At 59.4% G+C, this 13,190-nt stretch carries 6 protein-coding genes; all 6 read right to left on the bottom strand.

What is annotated here, in order from left to right:
• Position 1: 1 nt before the first annotated feature.
• The gene (gene addA / locus IFT53_RS12685) at positions 2-3,559 is read right to left on the bottom strand and encodes a double-strand break repair helicase AddA (RefSeq protein WP_192065086.1); all 3,558 of its coding nucleotides are present in this window, start codon (positions 3,557-3,559) and stop codon (positions 2-4) included.
• Positions 3,549-6,725, bottom strand: a complete 3,177-nt coding sequence (gene addB, locus IFT53_RS12680) for a double-strand break repair protein AddB (protein ID WP_192065084.1) — start codon at positions 6,723-6,725, stop codon at positions 3,549-3,551. The genes addA and addB overlap by 11 nt, the downstream gene beginning before the upstream one ends.
• A gap of 9 nt (positions 6,726-6,734) precedes the next feature.
• The gene (locus tag IFT53_RS12675) at positions 6,735-7,460 is read right to left on the bottom strand and encodes a nucleotidyltransferase family protein (RefSeq protein ID WP_192065082.1); all 726 of its coding nucleotides are present in this window, start codon (positions 7,458-7,460) and stop codon (positions 6,735-6,737) included.
• A gap of 8 nt (positions 7,461-7,468) precedes the next feature.
• A complete protein-coding gene (gene tsaE / locus IFT53_RS12670; protein WP_192065080.1) occupies positions 7,469-8,983 on the bottom strand; it encodes a tRNA (adenosine(37)-N6)-threonylcarbamoyltransferase complex ATPase subunit type 1 TsaE in 1,515 nt (504 codons plus the stop codon).
• On the bottom strand, positions 8,980-11,415 hold the full coding sequence (locus IFT53_RS12665) for a sensor histidine kinase (protein ID WP_244656324.1): 2,436 nt from the start codon (positions 11,413-11,415) through the stop codon (positions 8,980-8,982). Before IFT53_RS12665 ends, tsaE begins: the two co-directional genes overlap by 4 nt.
• A 343-nt stretch (positions 11,416-11,758) precedes the next feature.
• A complete protein-coding gene (ahcY, locus tag IFT53_RS12660) occupies positions 11,759-13,159 on the bottom strand; it encodes an adenosylhomocysteinase (RefSeq protein ID WP_192065077.1) in 1,401 nt (466 codons plus the stop codon).
• Positions 13,160-13,190 lie beyond the last annotated feature (31 nt).

The following is a 13,190-nucleotide window of genomic DNA, read 5'->3' as shown; positions in this document are numbered from 1 at the left end:
CTCACTTTGTCTCGATTGCAGCAAGCGCATCAGCCAGCGACTGGTCGCTCAGCGTCACAAATGAAGCGTTTTCGGTATAGACCAGCGCGCAGGTGAAGGTCTTGCCGGGATAAAGCGGGGCGAGAATACTTTTATAAATCGCAAGCTGTGCTTTATGCGCCAGCGGTATCTCGGCATCACGGACGGGCGGCACGCGGTTGGTCTTGTAGTCCACCAGAATGACGCGGTCGCCATCTACGGCCAGCCGGTCGATGCGGCCGGAGACGGCATAATCCCTTTTGCCGAGCCGCAAGGTGCCCATAATCGAGATTTCCGCACGGCTGTTGGCTGAGAATGCCGATTGAAGGGCCGGTTCTCGCAACACCGATAGCGTGGAATGGATCAGTTTTTCCCGCTCCTTTTCAGGCCAGAACCGCGCGGCGCGCTCCGCATAACGGCGGGCAGCATCCGGCTGCTCCTCGCTCGGATATTCCGGCAGGGTCTGCAACATGCGGTGGACAAGCCTGCCGCGTTGCAGCGCTAGACCGGATGATACCTCGTTGCTGGAAAATAGCGGCGAGGTGACCAGCAAATCCTCCGAGCCATCATCGATGATGGTTCCGGCACCGGACGGGCTGAGCGGACGTGGCAGAGCTGGCGGTGGCGGCAAGGGTTGCATCAGAGATGCAGGCAAGGCATCCAGAACCGGGGCAGGCGGCGGCTCAGTCGCGGCAACGGCCTTGGCATCGCGGCTGGTTGACTGCCACAAAAGACCATCCCACTCTTCGCCACCAGCGGAAAATGCCTGCCGCTTGCACCTCACCTCATCCGCGCCCAGCGAACGGGCAATCATGGCATGCCAGCAATCGGGATTTTCCCGTGGGCCGCGATAGCCGCAGACGATCAGATGATCGGCAGCGCGTGTCATCGCCACATAGAGGAGGCGGCGATATTCCTGCTCGGCGGATAGCTTGAGACGGTCCTCATCCCTTGACACAATCGCGTTATCAAAGCCCTTGCCGGGCAACCAGATCGGCAGCTTGGCGGGGCCATTTTCGATGAAGCGCAGTTTTGGCAGGTGGCTGTGAATGAAGGCCTTGGAGCCGCCATCGACCAGAAACACAACCGGTGCTTCGAGACCCTTTGAGGCGTGGACGGTCATGATGCGGACTTCGCCGCGCTCCTTGTCCTGCTCGCGCTTGATTTCAGGCGCATCGGTTTCCATCACGGAAATGAAGGATTGCAGGCCGGGAAGGCCGGTTTTTTCGTGGTCCAGCGCAAAGGAGAGGAATTCGTCCAGCACGTCGCTGGCTTCGTTGCCGAGCCGCCCCAGAAACTTCGCACGTCCTTCATGCAGCGTCAGCACGGCGGCGAAGAAATCGTGGATGGTCTGCGTCTTCGACAATTCGATGAAATGGGTGAGCTTTTCGACCGATGCCGCGAACGCCCGACCCTCATTCGCTTTCGAGAGCGCCTGCAGATGGTGCCAGACGCTAGTATTTTCGGGGCGATTTGCAGCGATATCGAAAATATCGTCTTCTGAATGATTGAACAGCGGGCTCTTGAGAAGGGCCGAAAGCGACAGATCATCTTGCGGCAAGAGCACGAAACGGCCCAGCGCCAGCAGGTCCTGAATGGCGATATGGTCTGTGAGGCGCAGGCGGTCGGCACCAGCAACGGGAATGTTTTTCCGCTGCTTCAGCTCACGGGTCAGCGCGTTGACGAAGGCGTGGCGTTTTCGCACGAGAACCAGGATATCGCCCGCCTCGATCGTGCGCTCCACGCCCTTTTCGACCACGGTTTCCTTGCCGATCATCTCGGCGATGCGGGCGGCAATGCGGCGTGCGACGATGGCGGGTGGCGCGCTTTCGCGCAGCGCATCGAAGGGTGCTGTCCAGTCCTCTTCATTTTCAACGGGCTCGGCGGCAACCATGTCCCATAGCTCGACGGTGCCCGCCTGTCCGTGGCGGTTGGAGCGATGCTCGACGGGTTCTTTCTCGGCGCTCAGACCCTCGGCATGTTCGGGAAGCGAAAAAACCTGATCGACGGCGGCAAGAACATCTGCCGTGGAGCGGAATGACAGCGGCAGGCGAACGGAATGAAATGTCTGCTCAACAGCGGTCACGCGCTTTTGCGTTTCGCGGCTTTCCTGCGAAAACCGCTCCGGCCTTGCGCCCTGAAAGGAATAGATCGACTGCTTCTCGTCACCCACGGCAAAGACGGTGCGCCGTCCTTCGCGCGCGGTTTCTCCATGGAAGAAATCGGCGGCCAGCGACTGGATGATGGTCCATTGCACCGGGCTGGTATCCTGCGCCTCATCCACCAGAATGTGATCGATGCCCTGATCCAGCTTGTAGTGAACCCATGCACCCGCCGTATCGCGGTTGAGAAGGGTTGCGGCGCGTTCGATCAGATCCTCGAAATCCAGCTGGCTGCGCTGCTTTTTCAGATCCTCGAAATCACCGATCAGCCGCTGCGCCAGCGTCAGCGCATGTCTGGTGGCTTCCAGCATGCGGATGGTGCGGTAGCGATCCCGGCAGGCCACCACATGGGCGCGGGCCAATATGAGGTCATCCAGCAGGGACGGTGCCGATTTCTGCATCGCCTTGTTGATGACATAGGCGTCGGATTTCGGCGCACCTTGCGAAGTGAGCAGAGCGGCCTCGATGAACTCGACACGCTTGAAAACATCCGTGGTGCGGGCAGCTTCGCGCAGCGCATAGGCAACGTCGATGACCCGCGAGCCGCCAATTTCGTCGGCCAGCGTCAGATAGGTATCCATCGACAGGCCGGAAAGGCCGGGCAGGGGCCAATAGGCTGCCGCCGCCGTTTCTTCCGTCTCCTGCGCATCAATGCCCGCATGGGCGCGAAGGGTGGCATCGATGCCGCCGGACTGGCGCGCCCTGTCCAGAAACGCGCTGATGGCGTTGCGGTTGGAAACGATGGCGCTGAGAAGGGACTCAAGCCCTGTCTCATCTGATATATCGAGGACATAGGCCAGCGCGTGGGCCAACGGTTGATCCGCCTCCATGGAGACGGCGGTTAAAAGTGTGCGGCGCGCTTCGGCCAGAAGCGTGGCTGCTGCCCGGTCATCCAGAACCGAGAAGTGCCCGGCGACATTGGCTTCCAGCGGAAACTGATGCAGCAAAGCCTCGCAAAATGCGTGAATGGTCTGGATTTTCAGGCCACCCGGCGTTTCCAGCGCCTTTGCGAAGAGACGTCGCGCTTCCTTCAGCTTGATGAGATCCGGCACCCGGCCCTCAATGGCCGTGATGCGATGGCTGAGATCGGCATTGGAAAGTGTCGCCCAGCCGGCCAGTCGGTCGAATACGCGGCTCGACATTTCAGACGCCGCAGCCTTGGTATAGGTCAGGCACAGAATGGCGGATGGGCGGCAACCGGCCAGAAGCAGGCGGATCACGCGCTGCGTCAAGACATGGGTCTTTCCGGACCCGGCATTGGCCGAAACCCATGCGGAACTGGCGGGGTCGGAGGCGCGGGTCTGCTGCGCGCTTGTCCAGTCAATCCAGCTTTTCGGATCGTCCTGTACGGGGCCGTGGTCTATCATGTCATTCAGCATCGCCATCTCCCGGTTCTGCCGTGGACCATTCGGATACGCGGGCAAGGTGGTCATATTCGCCACCATAGGCTTGCTGTTCCTCGGGAATCAGCCGCGAAACGAAGCCGTTCTGGCCTTGCCGCAGCGAAATCACGAATTTTGCCAGCTGATCGATGGAATCGGTGGCGAGTTCAGCTGATGATTTCGGCACGGTCTTGGCGCTTGCCTTGGCATGTTCATTGTTGATCGTATCGGTACCGAATCGTTGGCCGGGCCGCAGGCGCACATAGATGAGATCTTCCGGTGTCGGAGATCCCGCATCCTTGAAGGCACCGCGCATGAGGGCGGCTGCCTCCAGTGCCAATTGCGGATCAAGCAGCGAGCGGGCCTGTTTGACTGAGGGCGACAGGCCGGTTTTATAGTCGATAATATCGGCCATGCCTGTCGTCTTGATGTCGATGCGGTCGGCAACGCCGGTCAGGCGAATGCCTGCTTCGGGTATTTCCTGTCCGGCCCGCACCTCGATATGGCTGCGCTTGACCAGCGCCCGGCGCTCTTTTTCCCATTTGAGAAATTCGCGGGCAACTGCCTCGAAACGAGGGCGCCAGACCACATCGATATGCGGCGGCAGGTTTTCAGCATCGAAACAGGCATGCAGCACCCGAAACATCGCTTCTTCGGCGGCAGGCGTGCCTGCCACATGGCCCTCGCGGGAATAGGTTTCCATGATGCGGTGATAGAGCGTGCCTCGATCGGCCGCGCCCGGATCGCGGTTGAACTCATCCAGCGGATCCAGTTTGAGAATGCGCCGCGCATAGATGGAATAGGGGTCGCGTCGAAGCCGCCCCACTTCGCTGAAGGAATAGGATTTCGGCTGCAACTCCGCAGGCGGTGTCGGTGCCGGGCGCTTGGCGGGCTGCTGGTTTTCGCCGTCATCCAGCATGTTGGCCCAGTGGCGATAGGCGGTGCCGCGCGCTTTCAATGTTTCGGTAAAGCCTTCGCCCCCCAGCGCCAGAAGCCTTTGCAGCCAGCGGGAGGCGACGGCAGGAGTCGATCCCTGACGAAGCGAGCGCGTATAGAAAATCTGCCGTGTGCCATTCGCCATCTCGAAATCATGGGCAAGCTGGCCGATGCGCCGTTCCGGCGGCTCAAGGCCGATGCCGGTCTTCATGTTGCGGGACAGGAACGGGTTGTTGGCCGTCTGGCCCGGCCATATGCCCTCGTTCAACCCGCCAATGATGACAGTATCGACACTTTGCAGGCGGGCTTCCAGCGCACCGAAAATAAACACGCGCGGATGGCGCATGGCCCGGGGCTTGATCGATTCGCCCGCAATCAGCGCCGTCATGATATCGATCCATTGCGGTCCATCGGCTTCCAGCACGCTGCCGCAATCCATCAGTTCAGACAGAAGGCCGGAGAGTTTTTCGCCCGCCTCATGCGACCAGAGATTGGCCAGATCAACCTTCTCATCGATACACATGGCTTCGATGACCCGGCCTGTGCGCTCCGCCCAGTCGGCAAGCGTCAGCCGCGCCGTCAATCGCCCGGTAACAGCGTCCTTGCGGATGAAGGCCGCATCCAGCGGTTCAATGGCAGCGCTGATGCGCCGTGCCAGATCGGCAGCGGCAAGGTCGGTGCCCTCAGCCAGAGACTTGCGCCACTGTGGCGAATGGCGATCAAGTGCATGGAGTGCAAGCTGGCGGTGCAGCAGCGCCTCTAGCGTATCAAGTGTGGTTTCGGTTCGCCCACCCCGAAGCGCCAGCAGCTCCAGCCCCGCCACGGCATGACCGACCTCTGCCCGCCCAAGACCGAAGCGCGATAGCGGGTGCTTGAGAAGCGACATGACGGCCACGGGATCGCCGGGCCTCAAGATGGCTTCGAGCGCCAGCATCAACAGACCCGCCTGCGGCGTGGCCGATAGCGGCGTACCGGCGGAATCGTCCGCCTCAATGCCGAAGCGGGCAAGCTCGGTTGCCACCCGGCGCGCGAGCCCACGGTCGGGCGTGATCAGCGCCGCTTGGGATTGGCCACCGGTGGCCCCGTTTTCCAGTGCTAAGCGCAGGGCAATGGCGATGGCCGTTGCCTCTTCGCGCTCATTGGCGGCTTCGATGATGGCAGCGGATGCAAAGGCCTGTTCAAAAAACGCTTCGCTCTTGTCTTCGCGCCACTCGTTCCATTCGCTGGTGGCCTTGGCTGGCGCAAGGGCTGTGGAAAAGATGGCTGCACGGTCTTTGAGGTCGCCATCCAGAACCCCGATCTGCTCTGCATCGTTTCGGGAAACGCCGAGCTTTTGCAGCAGGATATAGAGACCATATTGCGAATGGGTGCGGCTTGAGGGGTCGTCAGGGTTCTCATTGATGGATTGCCATTGCTCTTCCGGCATATCCATATCGAGGCCCGGAAGGACGATGGTGCCTTGGCGCAGGGAGGCGACCGCTGCGATCAGGTCTGCCGCTGCCGGAATGGAGCCGGTGGAACCCGCCACGATGATGGGGTCATCGGACCCGATCCGGGCAATGCGTTCGGCCTCGGCCCGCAGAATCGCATTGCGATGCCGCCCGGACGAGGATTTGTTCAGTTCATCCAGCCGGGCTGGCCAGAACACACTGGCGATCTTCAAGAAATCGGCGGTCAGCTGCCACCATTGCGCATGGTCGGCGGTGTCGAGCTTGGAAAGCGCGTCCCATTCCCGGTCTTCCGTGTCCATGGCATCGATAACCTCGGCCAGCGAGCGCGCAAGCCAGATGGCATCGGCAGGACTTGCGGGGGCGACGAGGGGCGAGTCCGAATGCACGGCGCGGATGGCATCCGGCAGACTGTTGCGCCAAGCCAGAATGAGGCGGGCAAGCTCCACCAGCCGGGCCGTGCTGGAAATGGGTGGTGCGAGATCGATGGTCGCGGGCGTTTCAACGTCGAAAAAACCGCTATCGTCATCGGTTTCGCCAAGGGGCCTGATGATGGGCAGAATAGCCGATTGTCCGCCGAGCAAATCCACGAATTCCGAGCGCAGGACGCGGGCGGAACGGCGGGTCGGGACATAGATGGTGACCTTGGCCAGTGATAGCGGGTCGGCGGGATCGTAACGGAAGCCGGGTGCCAGCCTGCCATCGCAAAGACTTTCCGCCAGCGTCTTCAGAAAGGGCGTGCCGGGGGCGATGGTTAGAATACGCTTGGCATGCGCCAATGGCTCATCTCACTTGTCGGTTGCTGCGATGGTACGTTCCGCATCTTCTATAGCATCCGGTGTGCCGACGGTAATCCATTGTCCATCAAGTGACAGACCAAAAAGCCGGTTTTGGGCAATGGCGCGGTCGAAATAGATATTGAGATTGAAGGCATCGTCAGGGGCGTCGTCCAGAAGCGCCTTGTTCATGGCAATCGCACCAGCATAGACGACAGGGCGCGGCTCGCCTTCGCTGTAGCGCGTCAAAGCGCCATCGGTTGCGAGGCTGAAATCCTTCTTGCCATTATGGCCGGTCGTGCGGTCCATATCCACGCACAGCAACGCCATATCCATGGTCTCAGGGTCGAAGAACTGCGCCAGCTTTTGCAGGTTGGTGGGCTCACCGGGCGTTTCACCAACCCAGAACAGGTCGGCATTCATCACCAGAACCGGCCCGGCTTCCAGCAGTTTCAAACCCTTGGCAAGACCGCCGCCGGAATTCATCAATTGCTCGCGCTCGTCCGAAATCAAAATCCGCACGTCTTTGCGGGCGTTGAGATGGGCAACCATCTGGTCGGCATGGTGGTGAACATTGACGGCAATCGTCTCGACACCGGCAGCCACGAGCATATCGATGATATAATCGATCATCGGCCGTCCGGCGATCCGCACCAAAGGCTTGGGGATCGTGTCCGTTATCGGTCGCATTCGGGTGCCAAGACCCGCCGCCAGCACCATCGCCTGTCTGATCGTCATGGAACACTTCACTCTTCGTGGATGGGAACGCCCGCATCTATCAGCCAGTCGCGCAAGGGCTCAAGATCAGGATGGCTCAGCGCTGAGCGCAGATAGGAGAAGGTGCGCGGCATGTGGTTCATGTAATGCGGCTTGCCATCGCGCTTCATCAGCCGCACCCATATGCCCACCAGCTTGCAATTTCGCTGGGCCGCCATGATGGCGAAGGCTTTCAGGAATGACGCTTCATCGAAAACGGCGTCCGTGCGCCTGATATCGAGATAATGCGACATCAACCGCGTTTGCAGCTCAGGAGACATCGTAACCCGTGCATCCTGAATGATGGAGGCCAGATCGTAAGCCGTGGGGCCGATCATCGCATCCTGAAAATCAATGATGCCGACGCGCTGAATGCCGGATTTCTCAGCCTGCCAGATGATGTTGGGCGAGTGAAAATCGCGCAGCAAGAGGCCTTTCTCAGCATCATCAAGCTTTGCGATTAGCTGATCCCAGACATCAAAGAAGCTCTGCCTGTCGCTCTCGTCGGTTTCCTTGCCTCTCACATGCGGTAGATACCAGTCCAACAGCAGCGATGTTTCGATCTTCATCGCATCCGCGTCGAAGGGCGGCACACGATAGGTCATGCCATTCCCAAGTGCGATGTCTTTGATGGCAGGGGCTCTGTGAAGCGTGGCAAGGCAGGCGACGCTTTCCAGATATCGCTCCTCGATGGGCGCACCATCGTTATCCAGCACGCCTTCTCGTCCCATGTCTTCCAGAAGCAGCAATCCGCCTTGCAGATCCTGCGCGAGGATTTGAGGCGCGGAAAAGCCGTTCTCGAGAAGGTAATGATCGATGGCGACAAAGGGTGCCACATCCTGTGCAAGATGCACGATCTCGGCGTAGGTCTTGCCATCCTTGATAACAGGGCCTCTGGGCGGGGGCTGCCAGTCCATCAGCAGGCATGGCCCAGCGGTGTCGTTCACCTGCTCATAGGTGCGGTAGGCCGCGTCGCCGCTGAAATATTGGCGAGATGCGTTTGTCCTGCCGTTTGCCTCAAGAAAATCGCGGATGGCCAGCACCCGCTCCAGCCGCGCCCGCTGCCGAGGCGGTGCATCGATGGTCGCCACACGGCCTTCGCCCTGATGGGTGAGGCGCAGCGTGATGGTGCTGTCGGCAGGCATTTCGCTTGCGGCCAGTTCCGGCCACTCGATGAGGCACACACCGTCACACAGCATCTCGTCGATGCCGAGCTCATCCATCTCAGACACATCCGACAGTCGGTAGAGATCCAGATGGTGGACAGGAAAACGCAAGCCATAGGATTGCACGATGGTGAAGGTCGGGCTTGGAACCTCGTGGTCAGGGTCGCCCGCGATCGCGCGGATCAAGGCGCGCGCCAGTGTGGATTTACCGGCACCGAGATCACCGATTAGGGCGATACAATCGCCGGGTTTTACGGTGAGTGCCAGTTCCTCGCCGAGCCGGATCATTTCGGCTTCATCGGCAAGGACGATGGAAAGAGGCAAGACCGTCCCGTTCATTCGGCAGCGATGGAATGCGGATGCGCGCCGGATGGAATGCGGCAGCTGACGACGGTGCCTTCACCCGGACGGCTGTCGATGGTGACATTGCCGTGGTGGAGGCTGACGAAGCTTTCGACAATCGAAAGGCCCAGTCCGGCGCCCGTGCGACGGCCACCATTGCCACGCGTCGAGAAGCGGTCGAACACGGATTTCAACATGTCCTGGGGAATACCTGGTCCCTGATCGGCCACCGAGAAGACAAAATCGCCTTCGCTGCGCTGGCAGGTGAGCGTGATCGCCGATCCCTCGGGCGCGAAATTGGCCGCATTGGTCAACAGCTTGATTAGGATCTGCTTCAGACGCTGATGATCGGCCACGATGGCGCCGAGATGCGCAGGCGCGACAATCTCAAGAGACACGCCGCTTTCCTGCAGACGGTCGGTGATCAGCACCGAAACATCATCCAGAAGCTCCGACAGGTCGTTTTCGGTGTAGTTCAGATGCATGATGCCAGCATCGACAGTTGCCAGATCGAGAATGTCGTTGACGATGGTCAGGAGCACCGAGGAGGATGTGGAGATGTGGTCGAGATATTCGGCCTGCCGCTCGCTCAGTTCGCCAATACCTGGCGTTTTCAGAAGATCGGTAAAGCCGATGATGTTGGTCAGCGGCGAACGCAATTCATAGGACACGTGCTGGACGAAGTCGTTTTTCAGCTCGTCTGCCTTGCGCAGCGCCTCGTTCTTTTCCTTCAAGGCCCGTTCTGCACGCACGCTATCGGTCATGTTGACGAAGGTCAGCATGGTCTGCGAATCCGGCAAAGGAATGATGGCATAGTCCAGCACCAGGCCGGACAGAAGCTCAAGCGTTCCCTGTTTGGACAGGCGCTCATCATCGAAACTGGTGATGAACTGGCTGAATGCGCGCCATCCATCCGGCTTGTCGTAGGACTGCGCGCAAACCTCTTCAATCGAGCGAATATGCTTGCCAGCTTCCGCCTCATCAGCGGTGATCGCCCACAATGCGCGGAAAGCGGGGTTGGACAGGCGCATGCGTCCATCGGCACCGAACACAGCCACACCTTCGGCAAGGTGGTCGATGGTCTCGCCCTGAACCTTGACGAGCGTGTTGTAACGCATTTGTAGATCGACCTGTTCGGTCAGGTTTTCAAACACCCATGTCGCGCCGCCCTGCGGATGCGCGGTCGCGATAACGCGCAGCGTCTGTCCATTGGGCAGGTGCCAGAGGTCAGTCTTGGTATCCAGCGAGCGGTAGACCGAAAGCGCTGTTTCCTTCCAACTCTTCCAGCTCAGCTGCTCCGGCAGCTTGCCATCGGAGCGCAGTCGGTCAAACACTTCGGAGTTGTCAGGCTTGGATTCCAGCAGAACCAGATCCAGACCCCAGAGGCTGACAAAGGCCTGATTGTAAAATTGCAGGCGCTGCTGGCCGTCGAAGATCGCAACCGGCGTTCCCAGATGATCCAGCGTCTCGGCGTGGCTTTTCAGCGTGCGCTTCAACTCTTCACGAACGGTCTCGGCCTCGGTCGTATCGACCGCCATGCCAACGGATCCACCTGTCGTCTTCAGGTCAACCACGTCAAAGAAGGTTCTGTTGCCGGAAACGACGGTCGAAATACGGTCATGGAACGGCGATTCGGGTGTGGAGCTGGCGCGAATTTTCTGGCGGGTCACGGTGTTCAGCAACTCGCGCTGCTCGGTCACGGCCTGTTCCGGCGTGCGCGCATCCACACTTAGCGCATAGCTGTGGTTGACCCATGTTAGCGCGCCCTCGGAATTTCGGCGCCAGACCGGCTGGTCGATGCTGTCGAACAGGTCCTGGAATGTCGAAATCGACGACACCAGACGCTCACGCTCGATTTTCAGCTCGGCAAGTTCGGCGCGCAGATTGTTCAATGCGACGAACTGAGCGAATGCCTTGCCGCCGGAAACGCGACCCTGAACTTCGATCACCTCGCCGCGGTGCGTCTCGATGGTCAGATCAAAGCTCTGGGCATGGCTGCGCAGTTTCTCAAGCGCGTTTTCAAGCGGACCCGCAGAGGCCGGGCGAAGCCAACGGCCGAAGGCCAGAAAGTCCTGATCCGCAAAGGGAACGCCGGTATCGGCAGGCAACTGGCCGATAAATTCGGGGCGCTCACCGGCATTTTCCCAGATGACGATGCGTCTGGACTTGTCGGAAATCAGGGCCTCATATTTGGAAATCTTGGCATTGGCCTCAGCCAGAGCCGTGCGGTACTCGCTGGTTTCCGCCTCGATGTTTCCCCGCTGCCGGACGAGCCAGACAATGGAAAACAGGGTGGCCGAGACCACGCCGATGAACAGCGAATAGGTGATCGTTTCCGACGAGGAGAATAGGCGCTCGCCGCGCTCCAGAACCTCGTTCTGCTGGGCCTGTGCTGCCAGCGCAAAACTGCTCAAAGCCGTGCCGGACATCAGCGCCACGACCTTGCCGCGGACGCGCGTTGCCGCTCCGCTCAGAGAAGCCAGCCAGCGTCTGGGCGCAGGTGCATCGCCATTGTCTGGCTCAACATCATTGTGTTCCCGCTTTCGCGAGACTGAAATTTTTACCGTCATCCCCGGTCTGTCTCCGTCCTATGTGCCGCATTCTCGACAAGACATCCCATTTCCGCGCGCTATGCCCGCGCACGAATCAAGAGATAAGACATTACCGTCTTCGGAAACCTCCGTGAAGGGTGGCGCCAAAAAGATATGGCGGGCTTTGTCAAGCTCGCCATATCCATATCTAGTGCGTTAATTGTGGATATTAACTATAAAATCAATATCTGTAGTGTTCAGCCTTGAACGGGCCGGTCTTGGACACGCCGATATAATCTGCCTGAACGTCAGAAAGTTCTGTCAGCTTTACGCCGAGCTTGGCGAGATGCAGGCGCGCAACCTTCTCGTCGAGGTGCTTTGGCAGTACGTAGACGTCGTTCTTGTACTCGCCCTGCTTCGTGAACAGCTCGATCTGGCCAAGAACCTGGTTGGTGAACGAGGCAGACATCACGAAGGATGGGTGACCAGTGGCATTGCCGAGGTTGAGCAGACGACCTTCCGAGAGAAGGATCATGCGGTTGCCCTTGGCGAACTCGATCATGTCGACCTGTGGCTTAATATTGGTCCACTTGAGGTTCTTGAGCGCAACAACCTGAATTTCGTTGTCGAAATGGCCGATATTGCCGACGATGGCCATATCCTTCATCTCGCGCATGTGCTCGATGCGGATAACGTCCTTGTTGCCTGTTGTGGTGATGAAGATATCAGCCGAGGAAACAACGTCTTCGAGCAGAACAACTTCAAAACCGTCCATGGCTGCCTGAAGCGCGCAGATCGGGTCAACTTCGGTGACCTTGACGCGTGCGCCAGCGCCCTGCAGCGAAGCGGCAGAACCCTTGCCCACATCGCCGTAACCGCAGACGACGGCAACCTTGCCGGCCATCATCACGTCCGTTGCACGGCGAATACCGTCAACCAGCGATTCCTTGCAGCCGTACTTGTTGTCGAACTTCGACTTGGTCACGCTGTCATTGACGTTGATAGCAGGGAAGGGGAGAAGGCCCTTCTTGGCCAGTTCATAAAGGCGGTGAACGCCTGTGGTGGTTTCTTCGGTCACGCCCTTGATGGCATCGCGCTGCTTGGTGAACCAGCCCGGAGAAGCAGCAAGGCGCTTCTTGATCTGGGCGATGAGGATTTCTTCTTCCTCGGATTCTGGCTTGGAAAGAACGTCTTCACCAGCTTCTGCGCGTGCGCCGAGCAGGATGTACATGGTGGCATCGCCGCCATCATCCAAAATCATGTTGGAAACGCCGCCATCGGCCCACTGGAAGATCTTGTCCGTGTATTCCCAGTACTGCGTCAGGCTTTCACCCTTGACGGCGAAAACCGGAATACCGCTGGCAGCGATGGCTGCTGCAGCGTGGTCCTGTGTGGAGAAAATGTTGCAGGATGCCCAGCGAATGTCTGCGCCCAGTTCCTTCAGCGTCTCGATGAGAACAGCGGTCTGAATGGTCATGTGCAGCGAGCCGGAAATCCGCGCGCCCTTCAGCGGCTTGGATGTACCAAACTCTTCGCGGCAGGACATGAGGCCCGGCATTTCGGTTTCGGCAATATCCAGTTCCTTGCGACCGTAATCGGCAAGGGTAATGTCGGCGACGATATAATCTTGGTCGGCACTCATATGTGTCTCCTGCTTCAAAGATGGCAGGGGC

This window comes from Rhizobium sp. CFBP 13644, from assembly GCF_014842165.1.
Taxonomy (GTDB): Bacteria; Pseudomonadota; Alphaproteobacteria; order Rhizobiales; family Rhizobiaceae; genus Agrobacterium; species Agrobacterium tumefaciens_C.
The sequence above is the reverse complement of the archived record's forward strand: the minus strand, read 5'-3'. Positions and strand labels throughout refer to the sequence as shown.

What these genes read in the sequence shown, in the direction of transcription:
- IFT53_RS12675 (WP_192065082.1), bottom strand. Translation starts at nt 7,460, where the DNA reads ATGACGATCAGACAGGCGATGGTGCTGGCGGCGGGTCTTGGCACCCGA.
- ahcY (WP_192065077.1), bottom strand. Translation starts at nt 13,159, where the DNA reads ATGAGTGCCGACCAAGATTATATCGTCGCCGACATTACCCTTGCCGAT.
- tsaE (WP_192065080.1), bottom strand. Translation starts at nt 8,983, where the DNA reads ATGAACGGGACGGTCTTGCCTCTTTCCATCGTCCTTGCCGATGAAGCC.
- IFT53_RS12665 (WP_244656324.1), bottom strand. Translation starts at nt 11,415, where the DNA reads ATGTCCGGCACGGCTTTGAGCAGTTTTGCGCTGGCAGCACAGGCCCAG.
- addA (WP_192065086.1), bottom strand. Translation starts at nt 3,559, where the DNA reads ATGCTGAATGACATGATAGACCACGGCCCCGTACAGGACGATCCGAAA.